Genomic DNA, 14,889 nt, shown 5'->3' on the forward strand with positions numbered 1-14,889 from the left:
TTCACCTACTTTTTATAAAGCTTTAAAGATCCGGACCGGTTTTATTTCATGCTCATTCTTTTCATGCAGTTGATAAATAGCTAACAATTCATCTTGATGCATCATAAGAAATGGAGTGCTCTCCGGAATCTTATCTGGCATCGGTAACTTTTGTCCATATGAAATCTTTTGTTTTATATATTCATCCACTTCAATTTGTGATAAGTGATTCAATCCTGACACAATCGGCTGCAATAATTTTTGGAGTTTATCTTCCTCCTGAGCCTGATGGATATCATCGAATGTGTATGAACCGTCTTTATCGAAGCTTCCGGTTTTAATTCTTTCAAGAAAAGACATATGTGCGGGAAAACCGAGTTTTTTTCCGATATCAACACAAAGCGTTCTGATATAAGTTCCCTTTGAACATGTTACCTGAAATTTGATACTATGGTCCTCTTCATTAACCAGTAATCGATCAATCGAATAAATATGGATGGTCCTTTTTGGACGTTCGACCGATTCGTTGGCTCGCGCATATTCATATAATTTCTTTCCATTCACTTTTACTGCAGAATACATTGGCGGGATTTGTATTGTGTCACCAAGGAATGATTGAAGCACTTTGTCGATCTGTTCTAGAGAAGGCATGGAATTTACTTCCGCTGTCTCTACTACTTCCCCATAGCTGTCTTCCGTTTCCGTTGTTTTGCCAAGTTGCACTTCTGCGATATATACCTTTTTCGTATCCATTAAATAAGGCACAATTTTAGTAGCTTGACCAATACAAATAGGAAGGACCCCTTCTACTTCAGGGTCTAAAGTTCCGGTATGGCCGACTTTTTTAGTTTTAAAGATTTTGCGTATTTTCATAACGCAATCATGGGAAGTCCAACCTCTTGGCTTCCATAATGGAAGGATTCCATCCATTTTATTCACTCCCATAACTCATATAAATAAAAAAGGGCAATGAAAAGTTCTGACTCTTCAAATCGAATAGTTGATCCTCATCTAAAACCATCTTTTAGGTGAGGACCAATCCATTTCGCAGTCTCTGCTTAAGAAAATAAGAACGAGGAGTCAGAATCTCCATTATTTATTCAGATCCCTGAGAATCGTTTCAATCCGGTTCCCATATTCATATGCTTCATCAAATTCAAAAAGGAGCTCAGGAGTTTTTCTGAGACGGATTCTTTTACCAATCTCCGAACGGATAAATCCCTTAGCTTTCGTGAGCCCAAGAAGTGTTTCTTGTTTCTCTTTATCCGTCCCTAATACTGAGATATAAATGGTTGCTTGTTGTAAGTCACCAGTAACTTCTACATCAGTCACCGTAACAAATCCAACTCTAGGATCTTTTATTTTTGCTGTTAAAATCTCGCCCAGTTCTTTCTTCATTTGTTCGGCAACACGATTGGCACGTAATTCAGACATGTTATCACCTCATTAGTGAATCATTTAATTATTTGAAGAGTTATAGTTTATCAACGGTAGTTATAGTGCGCTCCAGTTCTGGAAATTGATCTACAATCCTCAATACTTGTTGAATCACCTTCTCAGCATGATTCGAATTGGATGAGATAGTCACGATTCCGAACTTTGTCCGTTGCCATAAATCTTGATAATCTAATTCAGCTACAGCCACATTATGATCATTCGTCAATTTTGCAAACAATCTCTTCAAGATGGAACGCTTATCCTTCAGCGAATTCCCATCATAGAAAAAACATTCTACTTCAGCGTATAAAATCATGTACGTTTGATTTCCTCCATAATAAACGCTTCGATGATATCTCCTTCTTTGATATCGTTAAAGTTAGTGATTGTAATTCCACATTCATAGTTCTGTGCCACTTCTCGGACATCATCTTTAAATCGTTTCAATGCTTCGATTTCACCTTCAAATAAGACTACTCCGTTACGGATAATCCGAACACCGGCATCTCTTGTGATTTTACCATCGGTCACATAACTTCCAGCAATTGTACCGATACGGGATACCTTAAATGTTTCACGAACTTCCGCTTGTCCGATTACTTTCTCCTCATACTCTGGATCAAGCATTCCTTTCATCGCTGCTTCTATCTCTTCAATGGCTTTATAAATTACACGATGCAATCTCACATCAACTTTTTCTCTTTCTGCAGCGTTTCTTGCATTCACATCTGGTCTAACGTTGAATCCTATAATGATGGCATTTGATGCTGATGCCAAAATAATATCGGATTCTGTTATTGCTCCAACTCCAGTATGGATAATTTTAACTTTAACACCTTCCACCTCGATCTTCTTCAGGGATGAGGAAAGTGCTTCTGCAGATCCTTGTACATCTGCTTTAATGATAATATTTAAATCCTTCATATCACCTTGTTTGATTTGTTCGAACAAATCATCAAGACTGACTTTCGATTGGGCACCACGATTTTCAACAATGAATTTTTGTTGACGAGCTTCCCCAATTTGTCTTGCTTTTTTCTCATCTTCAAATACGAGGAATTGATCTCCGGCTTGTGGAACATCATTCAATCCTGTAATTTCAACAGGAGTAGATGGTCCTGCCACTTCTACACGGTTACCCTCATCATTAACCATTGCTCTTACACGGCCGTATGTGTTTCCAACTACGAGTGCGTCCCCAACATGCAGCGTTCCATTTTGTACAAGTAGCGTAGCAACTGGCCCTTTACCTTTATCAAGCTCTGCGTCAATAACAGTACCAGATGCATTGGCATCAGGATTCGCCTTCAATTCTTCCACTTCAGCAACAAGTAATACCATTTCAAGGAGGTCATCGATTCCATCGTGCTTGATTGCCGAGATATTAACAAATATTGTATCTCCACCCCAGTCCTCAGGTATCAACTCATATTCCGTCAATTCTTGCATGACTCGGTCTGGATTCGCTGTTTCTTTATCCATTTTATTCACAGCAACGATAATTGGAACCTCTGCAGCCTTCGCGTGATTAATTGCTTCAACGGTTTGAGGCATGACTCCATCATCCGCTGCAACAACTAAGATAGCAATATCCGTTACTTGTGCACCACGTGAACGCATGCTTGTGAAAGCTGCGTGTCCAGGTGTATCAAGGAATGTGATTTTCTTATCATTTACTTCAACTTGATAAGCTCCGATATGCTGAGTAATTCCCCCAGCTTCTCCTGCAGTTACCTTTGTTTGACGGATAGAATCTAAGGTCGTAGTTTTACCATGGTCAACGTGTCCCATAATAGTAACGACAGCTGGCCTTTCTTTTAGATCCTCTTCTTTTTCTTCTACTTTATACTTTTCAAAATCAGTATCTTCTAACACAATTTCTTTCTCGACTTCCACACCATATTCACTGCAGATCAATTCAATGGTATCGTCGTCCAAGTCCTGGTTTTTCGTAGCCATTACTCCCATGAACATGAGCTTTTTAATGATTTCAGATTCTTTCTTATGCAGCTTGCTTGCAAGATCACTTACAGTTAAAGTGCTGCTATATGTGATTTTGTCAGGTGTTAAATCAGGTGCAGGTTGAACTTGTTGCTGTCTGCCTCTCTGATTACCTTTTCTTCTCTTTTGATTATGATTTCGATTTCTGTTGTTGTTAGGTTTACTTTGCTTGTTTTGCTCTTTTTTCCCTGTCATTTGTTGGCTCCCTTTATTAATTTGTTTCTTCTCAGAAGACTTAGGCCGTTCAGATTTAGCCTGATTGGATTGTGAATTACTCTTCTGTTTAGTTTCTCCTTGGCTTTCTTGCGGGTTAAATTTTTTATCGAGTAACTTTATTGTATTCTCTGAAATTGTAGACATATGATTTGTTACTTCAACTTCCATATCTTTCAGATGGTTTATTACTTGTTTACTCGTCAAGTTATTCTTTTTGGCATATTCATATACACGCATTTTAGTCATACATTCACCCCCGAAATTGATTACCCAAAGAACGATTTAATTTTCTTTGCAAATCCTGCATCAAGAATAGCGATCGCAACCCTCTGGGATTTGCCTATTGCATGGGCTATTGTTTCCCGATCCTCATCCACAATGATATATGGAACCTTATAATAGGTGCATTTATCCGTTAATTTCTTTTTCGTTTGCTCACCGGTGTCTTTTGCAAGGATGACTAGCTTTGCTTTTTGACTTCGTACATCTCTTAATATTGCATCTTCACCAGTGGAACACTTGCCCGCTCGGAAGGCAAGTCCGAGTAGATTCAAATAATTTTTCATTCATTTGTCCCCACAAGTTTCCTTAACTCTTCATAGATTACTGGGTCAATTTCTGTGTTCAACACACGGGATAGGACGTTCGTTTTTTCTGCCTTATCAATTACTTCTAAACTTCCAGTCAAATAAGCACCCCGTCCGTTTTTCTTACCTGTCGGATCGACAAAAACTTCCCCTTCTTTATTGCGTACGATGCGGATCAATTCTTTCTTCGGCCGCATTTCACCTGTAACGACGCATTTTCTTTCTGGAATCTTACGTTTTGTTGCCATATTCTTTCCCCCTATTCAAATAAATCATTATCATTCATTGAATAAGTTTCGTCTTCCACGGTGTTATCTGTTTCTTCTGTTAATAGCCCTTGATTTCTAGCTTCCGTTTCACTCTTAATATCGATTTTCCAACCGGTTAATTTTGCAGCTAATCTCGCATTTTGGCCACGTTTACCAATAGCCAATGAAAGCTGGTAATCAGGTACGATCACCGTTGTCGCTTTTTCTTCTTCATTCACGATCACTTCAATTACCTTAGAAGGGCTAAGTGCGTTAGAGACATATACAACAGGATCTTCATCCCATTCCACGATGTCGATTTTCTCACCTTTCAATTCATCTACGATTGCTTGGACTCGCTGACCTCTTGGTCCGACACATGATCCAACTGCATCTACGTCCGGATTATCTGCATAAACTGAGATTTTCGAACGGTCACCAGCTTCTCTTGCAACCGATTTGATCTCTACTACTCCATCGTAAATTTCAGGGACTTCCATTTCAAATAGACGTTTTAAAAGTCCAGGATGCGATCTAGAAATATAAATCTGTGGACCTTTGCTTGTATTTTCAACCTTTGTGACATAAACTTTGATTCGATCATGGATATTGTATTCTTCTGTAGGCATTTGTTCAGCTTCAGCAAGTTTTGCTTCAATTTTACCTAAATTAATGTAAACGAATCTTGGGTCTTTACGTTGGATAATGCCTGTCATTACGTCATCTTCCCGATCAACGTATTCTGAATAGATCACACCGCGTTCAGCTTCTCTTACTCTTTGAGTTACAACTTGTTTAGCTGCTTGAGCGGCAATACGTCCAAAGTCCTTCGGTGTCACTTCAACCTCAATTACATCGTCAATTTCATAATTGGGGTCAATTTGTTTCGCTTCTGAAAGTGAAATCTCTTGTTGTGTATCCTCCACTTCATCGACAATTGTCTTTCTGGAGAATACCTTCATTGTTCCTTTTTCTTCATTAAGCTCTACGCGCACATTAGTGGCAGACTTAAAGTTTTTCTTATAGGCTGAAATTAAAGCAGCTTCAAGAGCTTCTATCAATATTTCCTTCTCAATGCCTTTTTCCTCTGCCAAAAATTCAATTGCATCAAACAACTGACTACTCACTTCATAATCCCCCTTATTAGAACATTACAGCTAATCTTGCTTTAGCTATTTTTTCATATGGTATGTCAATCTGTTTTTTCATTGTCTTCACTTTGTATTCAATGGTGAGCACATCATCTTCAAGTTTTTTTAAAATGCCCTCGTACGATTTCTCACCATTAATTGGTTCATACAACGTTACATAGACGTTTTTACCGACACTGTCAGCAATATCCTGTTTTGTTTTTAATGGCCTTTCAGCACCAGGTGAAGAAACTTCGAGAAAATAGGCCTCTTTAATCGGATCAGTTGCATCAAGCTTTTCACTGAGTTTTTCCGACACCATCCCACACTCTGTGATATCTACACCACCTGGTTTATCAATAAACACACGAAGGAACCAGTTTTTACCTTCCTTCACATATTCAATATCAACTAATTCCAAGTCATTTTCTACTAAAATTGGTTTAACAAGTTCTTCTGTTGTTTCAATTACTTTTGAACCCATCGTCATCCTCCTTCTACAAGCCTATATTCCTTATTATGTACAAGTTTAATCTTTTTCATATTTAAAGTGACAATATAAAACCCTAGCCTAATATAAAGGGGCTAGGGACAAAAATTAAAGAATAAGTTCTTAAGAAGAAGGAGTGGGTTATCACCCACTCCTTAAACGTTCAATCGATACTTTCCGAAAATTAGTATACCATAGGTAAAATATGTTTGCAAGTAGTCTACTGGAATATGTTAAAACAGAGATAATTGGTTCTTCTCTTCCATACCCTCCAAAGCACCATGCTGTTCTAGATACTCTAACACTGATTTTCCAATCCTGCTACGTTCCTGTAAATCTTCCTTGGATAAAAATTCTCCATCTTTTCTTGCTTCAACTATATTTAATGCAGCGTTTGTTCCAAGTCCATCTACAGCATTAAACGGAGGAAGAAGCGAGTCACCATCTACGATAAACTCAGTAGCACTTGAGCGGTACAAATCAACTTTTTGGAAAGAGAATCCACGTTCACACATTTCCAAAGCAACTTCTAACACGGTTAGAAGTGACTTTTCTTTAGGTGAAGCATCATTTCCTTTTACGGTTATGGATTCGATTCGTTGTCTAAGTGCTGCCGAACCTTTTATCATCGTATCAAGTTCAAAGTCGCTTGCCCTAACTGTGAAGTAAGCGGCGTAGAAAAGAATTGGATGATGTACCTTGAAGTACGCAATCCGGATCGCCATCAAAACATATGCAGCTGCGTGGGCTTTCGGGAACATATATTTAATCTTTTTACAGGACTCAACGTACCAATTCGGCACATCGTTCTTTCTCATTTCTTCAATCCATTCATCCTTGAGTCCTCTGCCTTTACGTACGGACTCCATGATGGTAAATGCTAAAGCTGGTTCTAACCCTTTTTGCATTAAATAAACCATAATGTCGTCACGACAACCAATTACATCTGACAACTCACATATACCATCATTAATCAATTCTTGCGCATTCCCTAACCATACATCGGTACCATGCGATAGACCTGAGATAATCAGAAGTTCCGCGAATGTGCTAGGTTTCGTATCTTCCAGCATTTGCCTTACGAACTTCGTACCGAATTCAGGCACCCCTAAAGTTCCTGTTTTACAATTGATTTGTTCTGGAGTCACTCCTAAAGATTCTGTACCCGAGAATATTTTCATCACTTCGGGATCATCTGTCGGAATGTCTTTTGGATCGATACCACTGAGGTCTTGAAGCATACGAATTACGGTCGGATCATCATGTCCCAGAATATCAAGCTTCAACAGATTCTCATCAATAGAGTGGAAGTCAAAGTGAGTTGTCTTCCATTCACTTTTTCTATCATCAGCTGGATACTGGATTGGAGTAAAATCATATATTTCCTTATCGTCAGGTACAACAATGATTCCTCCCGGATGTTGCCCAGTTGTCCGTTTTACACCGGTACAGCCCTGAACAAGCCTGTCAATCTCTGCCCGTTTAATTTTTAGATTATTATCATTCGCATAACCTTTCACATATCCATAAGCTGTTTTTTCTGCAACGGTACCGATTGTTCCCGCACGATAAACATAGTCTTCTCCAAACAGCTCTTTTGTATAGTTATGCGCCCTTGGTTGATAGATACCGGAGAAGTTCAAATCAATATCAGGCACTTTGTCTCCTTTAAAACCTAAGAAGGTTTCAAACGGGATATCTTGTCCGTCTTTAGCTAAATTTTCTCCGCATTCTGGACATGCTTTATCAGGTAAATCAAACCCACTCGCATAGGATCCATCGGTAATAAACTCATGATACTGACACGAAGGACATATATAGTGTGGCACTAATGGGTTTACTTCTGTAATTTCTGTCATCGTGGCAACGAAAGAAGAACCAACGGAACCACGTGAACCTACAAGATAACCATCATCCAATGATTTTTTCACCAGTTTATGGGAAATCAAGTAGATAACCGCAAATCCATTACCGATAATACTGTCTAATTCTTTCTCTAAGCGGTCTGTTACTATCTTTGGTAAATCTTCACCATAGATTTCCTTCGCTTTTGTATAACATAACTCCCTCATCTCTTCTTCAGCGCCTTCAATCGTCGGTGCAAATAATCCATCTTTTATTGGAGAGACATTTTCAAGGCGATCAGCTAATTCTTGAGTGTTGCTCACTACAATTTCATAGGCTTTCTCTTTACCAAGGAATGTAAAACAATTTAACATTTCATCCGTTGTCCGGAACGGAGTATTTGGCAATGAATGTCTGTTTAATGGGTTTCCAGCCTGTGAACGGATTAAAATTTGACGATATTGCTGGTCATTTTCATTCAAATAATGGACATTACCAGTTGCCACTACAGGCTTATTCAATCTACTTCCTAAATTTACAAGCTTTTTAATAATATCTATGATTTGTGCTTCATTTTGAACCAATTCTTTTTCAATTAAATGTGTGAAGTTCTCAGGTGGCTGCACTTCAATGTAATCGTAAAACTCGGCTACCTTTTCCGCTTCATCCTCAGATTTTTGCATCATTGTTTCGAAAACCTCGCCTTGGTCACAAGCAGTACCAATCAGTAATCCTTCACGATGACTTTCTAAAACAGAACGCGGGATACGCGGTACTCGATAGAAATAATTAATATGTGCATAAGAAACAAGCTTATATAAGTTTTTAAGACCTGTGTCATTTTGAGCGATAATTGTACAATGGAACGGACGCGAACGTTGGTAGGCATCTCCCTCACCCATATGATCATTTAACTTATTGTGGTTCGTTATACCTTGTTCAAGCAATTTATTTACTAATTTCCATGTCAAATATCCAGTTGCTTCAGCGTCATAAATTGCACGGTGATGTTGCGTCAATTCGATATCCAAATGCTTACATAATGTATTTAGACGGTGATTTTTCAATTGTGGAAGTAGAAATCTTGCAAGTTCTAATGTATCAATAACAGGATTTTCCACTTTCCCTAGTCCGATTTTCTCGAATCCCTGGTTAATGAATCCAATATCAAATGTTGCGTTATGGGCCACTAAAATATCTTCGCCCATCCATGTGTGGAAATCTTTTAAGACGTCGTCAACTTCTGGTGCGTCTTGGACCATTTCATCCGTAATGCCGGTCAGATTAATTGTTGTTTCTGATAGGGCATGATGGGGATTCGCAAAAGATTCGAAACGATCGACAATCTCACCTTGCTGTATCCTGACGGCAGCCAGCTCAATAATCGTATCGTATACAGCTGAAAGTCCTGTTGTCTCTACGTCAAAGACTACAAAGCTTGCTTCCTCCAATTCAATATCTTTCGGATTGTATGCAATAGGCACACCATCATCCACTAAGTTTGCTTCCACACCGTATATCACTTTTATACCGTGTTTTTTACTTGCTGCATAAGCTTCAGGAAAGCCTTGTACACCAGCGTGGTCTGTAATTGCCACAGCTTTATGTCCCCAATTTGCAGCTTGAGCAACTAATGCACTTGGCGATACAACCGCATCCATTTGACTCATCGTAGTATGGGCATGAAATTCCACCCTTTTTTCATCTTCGGGTGCAGTATCTTCCCGCTCTTTCACTTCTACTTGTTGAATATCATTCGCCATCATAGCTAATTCATTGGAGTACATATCTGTTTGAATGCTTCCTCGAGCCTTTATCCACATTCCCTTCTTGGCAGCTTTGAACTTTTCTGCATCTTCTTCCCCACGCGAGAACATTTTAATCTCTAGGGAATCGGTATAATCTGTCGCTTTCAAGATAAGCAGGCTTCTACCTGACCTCAGTTCTCTTATTTCACAGGAGAAGACATATCCTTGTATGGTAACTTTTCTTTCCTCGTCCTGAATATCTTCCATCGCCATAGGTTCATCAGGGATACGGTATCCAAGCAACAGAGGTTTATTTTCATCCTCTACACGGGCTTGATCACGTTTCTCCTTTTCTTTCACCGTTTTCATGACGATTTGTTTATCTTCCTGAGCAGTCTGCTCTCTAAACCGTTCAATTTCCACTAAGTTATTGTCCACTTTCAATTCAAGCAGCAAATGAGGAGCACCAATACTTGAGAAATATTCTTTCATCGCATCACTTAAACGGTTTTTTAAAGCCTGTGCTTCTGCTTCGTTTCTAACAGTTAACATAATCTTATTATTGTTTACTTCCGGTTTTTGTTGGGCGACTAACTCTCTATACGCAGGCGATAGTGGAGGTAGGTTTTGTAGAAAATCTTTCCAATAGCTTGTAAAATTATCTTCCGTTATATTTGTATTTCCAGTTTCTATCGTTAGATTCACTTTTGCGATATCTTGGAAAGCTTCGGTTAGTTTCAAACGGAAAACTTCATATACTTGAAAAGGAAGGATAGAATCTAAATATATATTAAAATGCCAGGCTCTAGTATTTTTTATCACTACTAATTTATTTAAAAAACTATTTGAAAAATGATCCATCATATCTTGAGGCATGTCTATCTGCTCAAGTAGGATATTCATTTTCTCACGTTTGGATAAATCCATTACTTCTCCTCCCCTTTGATAATAGTCCATTCTATATAATAAAAAGTAACACTTCTTCAGCGAGGTTTTGCATAGCCCACTAATGCGTAATAAAACCCTTGCTCTCTATTATAAGACAAGGGTTTCTGATTTTGTACCTTTTTAATTGAATTTGTCGTTTTGTGGGTTTTGCTTTGAACTTTCTATTGGAAGTATCGCCTTGTGGGGCCTCACCAATGCCTCTCATCCTCCAGGCGTCTTTGGTGTTTCGGGGCTTTTCCGAAATGTAACAATAGCCAAATTTAAATAATGCGATAACCATTCACTTATAAACTTTTTAAAACAAACTCTAGAATACATAGTCACTTTATATCAAATAAAATTCAATCATATTAATAATAGAATAACTGTGAGCAGTCCAAATACCTCGAGACTCCTGCGGGAGCAGAGGCCTAATGGAACCCACAGAGCGCTTGCGCTCGAAGAGGCTCCACAGCCGCCCGCGGAAAGCGAGAGGTATTTGGACTGCGGACTGTGATAGAACCAATTACAAGAATAGGCGTTGGATGTCATTCCATGTTACGACAAGCATGAGTAGCATGAGGAATACAAAGCCTACGAAGTGGAAAAGTCCTTCTTTTTCAGGTGGGACTGGTTTGCCACGTAATAATTCAATTCCCACAAACAATAATCTTCCACCATCAAGCGCCGGTAGAGGCACCAAGTTGATGACCCCTAAGTTTACACTAAGCATTGCTGTCCATAGTAAGAAATTCCAAAAGCCGGTTTGAACTATTTGATCAGTTGCATCATAAATCCCAACTGGACCTGATAATAATTCAATTGAAACCTGCCCTGTAACTAACATCATTAAATTTGTGAGTATTAGTTTTGTGGTATCGAAAGTACGTTCAAACCCATTTGTAATTGTACCAATGACAGACTTTTCATATGCAGGATATACACCTAGCTGTCCTATTTGAATCGGCTCACCAACTTCGTTTACCGATTCAACTTCATTCGGAATGACTACAATCTGCTCTTCTTGACTGTCTCGTAAAACGGTCATTTGCAATTCTGTAGATGGATTTTCCCGAATGATGGAAGTAAATTCCTCCCAAGTTGAAATAGGAGTATCATCAATACGGACAACTTCATCTCCAGTTACAAAACCCGCTTCATCTGCCGGGGAATCCTCAATAATTTCTCCCATTCGAGCTTCTTCCACCTGTGTCCCTTGAACAATACCAAGAATGATAAAAATAAAGATCGCAAGCAAGAAATTCATCATTGGACCCGCAAATAATTGCATTGCCCGCTGTCCAGGTGATTTGGAAGCGAATTGTCTGTTGTACGGAGCTATTTGAGTTTCTCGCTCATCCATAATAAAGAAAGCTTTTTCGTCCACCTGGAATGTAAGCTTCGTATCTTCATCATCAAGTTCATATCCCTCGATGATCAATTCATGATCCAAATCCACCCGTTCAACTTCAATAACTCTTGCGTGTGGATGCTTATCCTTATTATTTACAATAATCTTGTCTATTTTATTGTTCTCATTAAACTCAATTCCAATATGATGTCCAGGTTTTAATTCAATAATTTCAGGGTCTTCACCTGCAACACGCACATATCCACCTGCTGGAATGAGTCGTATGGTATACAATGTTTCATTTCTCGTAAAAGAAAAGACTTTAGGACCAAATCCGATTGCAAACTCACGAGCCAACATTCCGGCCCGTTTGGCAAAAATCAAGTGTCCCCATTCATGGACAAACACAAGCAGGCCAAACATAAAAATAAATGCGATAACTGTGGTCAAATGAAGCACCTCTCTCAATCTAAAATCTATTTCTTACTTCTTCAACTTACTCTATACTTTAATTGCATTTTTTTCATCTAAATGAATTGGATTAAATGTAAGAAAGGCAGAACAAAAAGCAGGCTATCGAAACGATCTAATATACCACCGTGTCCTGGCAGTAGTTTACCGGAGTCTTTCACTCCATAATTCCGTTTAAACGCAGATTCCACTAAGTCACCAACTTGTCCTACTATCGAGGCGAAAATTGATACGATGATGACAATAACTAGTGAATGGGGAAATGGCTGTATCAAATGGAAAATAACTGCAACTATTACAGCAGCAAGGATACCACCAATTGCACCCTCTACCGTTTTGTTCGGACTAATGTCTGGCCAAAGTTTCCTTTTCCCCAATGCCCTACCTACAAAATATGCACCTGTATCTGTTGCCCATATAATAAAAAATGCAAATAGAATATTGCTGAAGCCTTGTGTTCCCAGTCTTGTCTCAACCAAGAAATAAAAGCCTATTCCAACATATAATGTTGTCAACAGAACAAATCCTGCTTCATCAAACGTGAATTTATTGCGGACTAATACAGTATAAGCGAGTAGAAATAAAATAATGACAGTATATATGTCAGTTATCGATAGAAAACCTATTGGAAATATAGCTGACTGGTCCGGTAAAAGGATAAGCCATAATCCTATCATCCCTATAAGTCCCGGAATAGAAACGAGCGGGATGTGTCTCATCCGGAGCAGCTCCATTAATCCTATCGTTGCAATCAAATAAATAAATAGTGTGAACGGCAGGTCTCCAATGATTACAATTGGCAGGAATACAATTAATGCTAGTATTGCAGTTATAATGCGTTGCTTCATATACCTTTCATCACCTTAAATACCTCCGTAACGTCGTTTCCTTTTTTGATAATCCTGTATAGCTTCGTTAAATATATTTTCATCCATATCAGGCCAAAGTACATCCGTGAACCAAAATTCACTATATGCCAATTGCCAAAGCAAGAAATTGCTTAATCGTTTCTCGCCACTTGTACGTATTAGTAAATCTGGATCAGATAAACCATCCGTGTAAAGATATTTTGAAAACATTTCCTCATTTAATGAATCAAGTGTAACTTTGTTTCCATAAATATCGTCCATTATTTGTTTAATTGCTTGCATTATTTCGTATCTGCTACCGTAATTCAAGGCGAAATTCAGCAAAAGACCATCATTATCTTTTGTTTTGTTTTTTGCATATTGTACTGCTTTCTGTGTATGTGCAGGGAGTGCGTCGAAATCTCCAATCGTTTCCACACGAACGTTATTTTCCATCAACTCAGGAAGATAAACATGTAGAAATTCTTTTGGTAACTTCATGATGAAGTCGATTTCTGATTTGGGGCGATTCCAATTTTCTGTGGAAAAGGCATACAAAGTTAATATTTTAACCTTTGATTGATTTGCAGCCCGAACGACTTTCATGACTGCTTTCACACCTTCTTTATGCCCAGCTACCCTAGGTAATCCGCGTTGCTCTGCCCAACGTCCATTTCCATCCATTATAATGGCTACATGGTTTGGGACATTATCGGAAAAACTCACCATTGGGTTTCTTTGCTGCTTGCTTTTAATAAAAGGTATTTTCATAGACATCTCAGGTCCTCCGAATTTCTTGATTTCGTCATATCCTTTTAGATGCATAATGTAAAGGAAAGAAAAGACATTTCATATTTTGAACTTTATTTACCAATTATATGCGAGTATAGCCTATTTCATTATTCATATCAGAAAGAAGCGTTTCGATATATTATGTAAATCATTCTCATTATAACGGTTTACTCATAAGAATACAAAAGCCCCCTTTATCAAAAGAGGGCTATTTCAAATTTTACACGTTTTGCAACTAATAATAAAGTGTTATTGCGTTAAACTTCCATTATTTCTTTTTCTTTTTCTTTTGCAAGCTGTTCAATTTTTCCGATGAACTGATCGGTTTCTTTTTGCACATCATCTTGTAGTTTACGTAGTTCATCTTCGGTAATCTCAGATTGCTTTTCTAAAGCTTTTAATTGGTCATTTGCATCTCTGCGAATATTTCGAACTTGAACCCGTGATTCCTCAGCAAATTTCCCGACAACTTTCACCAGTTCTTTTCTTCGTTCTTCTGTTAGTGCAGGAATATTGATTCGAATGACATTTCCATCATTGGATGGTGTAAGTCCAAGATCTGCCTTTTGAATTGCTTTCTCGATTTCTCCAAGCGCTGTTTTATCATAAGGCGTTACAACTAGCAGACGAGCTTCCGGTGCTCCGACAGATGCAAGTTGATTCAATGGGGTAGAAGCACCATAATAATCAACAAACACACTGTCCAATAGGCTGGGATTCGCTCTTCCAGCTCTTACAGTAGCCAAGTTTCTGGAGAATGCTTGAACAGCCTGTTCCATTTTTTCTTTCATTTCTGTGAAAACAGTATTTGACATCGTC

General features: G+C 38.5%; 13 protein-coding genes. All 13 read right to left on the bottom strand.

Annotated features, from left to right (window positions below; all coding sequences use genetic code 11):
• Positions 1-12: 12 nt before the first annotated feature.
• Positions 13-909: a tRNA pseudouridine(55) synthase TruB gene (gene truB / locus M3210_RS01860; protein ID WP_251510680.1), complete on the bottom strand. Its 897-nt coding sequence runs from the start codon at positions 907-909 to the stop codon at positions 13-15.
• Between the two features lie 162 nt (positions 910-1,071).
• Entirely contained in the window at positions 1,072-1,413 is a 342-nt protein-coding gene (gene rbfA, locus M3210_RS01865) for a 30S ribosome-binding factor RbfA (RefSeq protein ID WP_251510682.1), read from the bottom strand.
• A gap of 40 nt (positions 1,414-1,453) precedes the next feature.
• A complete protein-coding gene (locus tag M3210_RS01870) occupies positions 1,454-1,732 on the bottom strand; it encodes a DUF503 domain-containing protein (protein WP_251510684.1) in 279 nt (92 codons plus the stop codon).
• A complete protein-coding gene (infB, locus tag M3210_RS01875) occupies positions 1,729-3,879 on the bottom strand; it encodes a translation initiation factor IF-2 (protein ID WP_251510686.1) in 2,151 nt (716 codons plus the stop codon). The genes M3210_RS01870 and infB overlap by 4 nt, the downstream gene beginning before the upstream one ends.
• A 20-nt stretch (positions 3,880-3,899) precedes the next feature.
• On the bottom strand, positions 3,900-4,199 hold the full coding sequence (locus M3210_RS01880; RefSeq protein WP_251510689.1) for a YlxQ family RNA-binding protein: 300 nt from the start codon (positions 4,197-4,199) through the stop codon (positions 3,900-3,902).
• Entirely contained in the window at positions 4,196-4,468 is a 273-nt protein-coding gene (rnpM, locus tag M3210_RS01885) for an RNase P modulator RnpM (protein WP_251510692.1), read from the bottom strand. The genes M3210_RS01880 and rnpM overlap by 4 nt, the downstream gene beginning before the upstream one ends.
• An 11-nt stretch (positions 4,469-4,479) precedes the next feature.
• Positions 4,480-5,595 carry a transcription termination factor NusA gene (gene nusA, locus M3210_RS01890; RefSeq protein WP_251510694.1) on the bottom strand — a complete coding sequence of 372 codons (1,116 nt, stop codon included), beginning with the start codon at positions 5,593-5,595 and terminating at the stop codon, positions 4,480-4,482.
• Positions 5,596-5,611: 16 nt separating this feature from the next.
• Positions 5,612-6,082, bottom strand: coding sequence for a ribosome maturation factor RimP (rimP, locus tag M3210_RS01895; protein WP_251510696.1), 471 nt, complete (start codon positions 6,080-6,082; stop codon positions 5,612-5,614).
• Positions 6,083-6,321: 239 nt separating this feature from the next.
• Positions 6,322-10,608 (bottom strand): PolC-type DNA polymerase III, encoded by a 4,287-nt coding sequence (locus tag M3210_RS01900; RefSeq protein WP_251510698.1) that lies wholly within the window; start codon positions 10,606-10,608, stop codon positions 6,322-6,324.
• 526 nt (positions 10,609-11,134) lie between these two features.
• The gene (gene rseP / locus M3210_RS01905) at positions 11,135-12,409 is read right to left on the bottom strand and encodes an RIP metalloprotease RseP (protein ID WP_251510701.1); all 1,275 of its coding nucleotides are present in this window, start codon (positions 12,407-12,409) and stop codon (positions 11,135-11,137) included.
• A gap of 77 nt (positions 12,410-12,486) precedes the next feature.
• Positions 12,487-13,278, bottom strand: coding sequence for a phosphatidate cytidylyltransferase (locus M3210_RS01910; RefSeq protein ID WP_251510704.1), 792 nt, complete (start codon positions 13,276-13,278; stop codon positions 12,487-12,489).
• Between the two features lie 15 nt (positions 13,279-13,293).
• Complete coding sequence (gene uppS / locus M3210_RS01915) at positions 13,294-14,055, bottom strand: undecaprenyl pyrophosphate synthase (protein WP_251510706.1); 762 nt, start codon at positions 14,053-14,055, stop codon at positions 13,294-13,296.
• Positions 14,056-14,327: 272 nt separating this feature from the next.
• Complete coding sequence (frr, locus tag M3210_RS01920; protein WP_251510708.1) at positions 14,328-14,885, bottom strand: ribosome recycling factor; 558 nt, start codon at positions 14,883-14,885, stop codon at positions 14,328-14,330.
• Positions 14,886-14,889 lie beyond the last annotated feature (4 nt).

The sequence above is a fragment of the Oceanobacillus luteolus genome, assembly GCF_023715655.1.
Taxonomy (GTDB): Bacteria; Bacillota; Bacilli; order Bacillales; family Amphibacillaceae; genus Oceanobacillus; species Oceanobacillus luteolus.

Excerpts from the sequence above, each read along its gene's own strand:
- rimP (WP_251510696.1), bottom strand. The coding sequence starts at position 6,082 with ATGGGTTCAAAAGTAATTGAAACAACAGAAGAACTTGTTAAACCAATT.
- infB (WP_251510686.1), bottom strand. The coding sequence starts at position 3,879 with ATGACTAAAATGCGTGTATATGAATATGCCAAAAAGAATAACTTGACG.
- rbfA (WP_251510682.1), bottom strand. The coding sequence starts at position 1,413 with ATGTCTGAATTACGTGCCAATCGTGTTGCCGAACAAATGAAGAAAGAA.
- uppS (WP_251510706.1), bottom strand. The coding sequence starts at position 14,055 with ATGTCTATGAAAATACCTTTTATTAAAAGCAAGCAGCAAAGAAACCCA.
- frr (WP_251510708.1), bottom strand. The coding sequence starts at position 14,885 with ATGTCAAATACTGTTTTCACAGAAATGAAAGAAAAAATGGAACAGGCT.
- rnpM (WP_251510692.1), bottom strand. The coding sequence starts at position 4,468 with ATGGCAACAAAACGTAAGATTCCAGAAAGAAAATGCGTCGTTACAGGT.
- M3210_RS01910 (WP_251510704.1), bottom strand. The coding sequence starts at position 13,278 with ATGAAGCAACGCATTATAACTGCAATACTAGCATTAATTGTATTCCTG.
- M3210_RS01900 (WP_251510698.1), bottom strand. The coding sequence starts at position 10,608 with ATGGATTTATCCAAACGTGAGAAAATGAATATCCTACTTGAGCAGATA.
- truB (WP_251510680.1), bottom strand. The coding sequence starts at position 909 with ATGGATGGAATCCTTCCATTATGGAAGCCAAGAGGTTGGACTTCCCAT.
- M3210_RS01870 (WP_251510684.1), bottom strand. The coding sequence starts at position 1,732 with ATGATTTTATACGCTGAAGTAGAATGTTTTTTCTATGATGGGAATTCG.
- M3210_RS01880 (WP_251510689.1), bottom strand. The coding sequence starts at position 4,199 with ATGAAAAATTATTTGAATCTACTCGGACTTGCCTTCCGAGCGGGCAAG.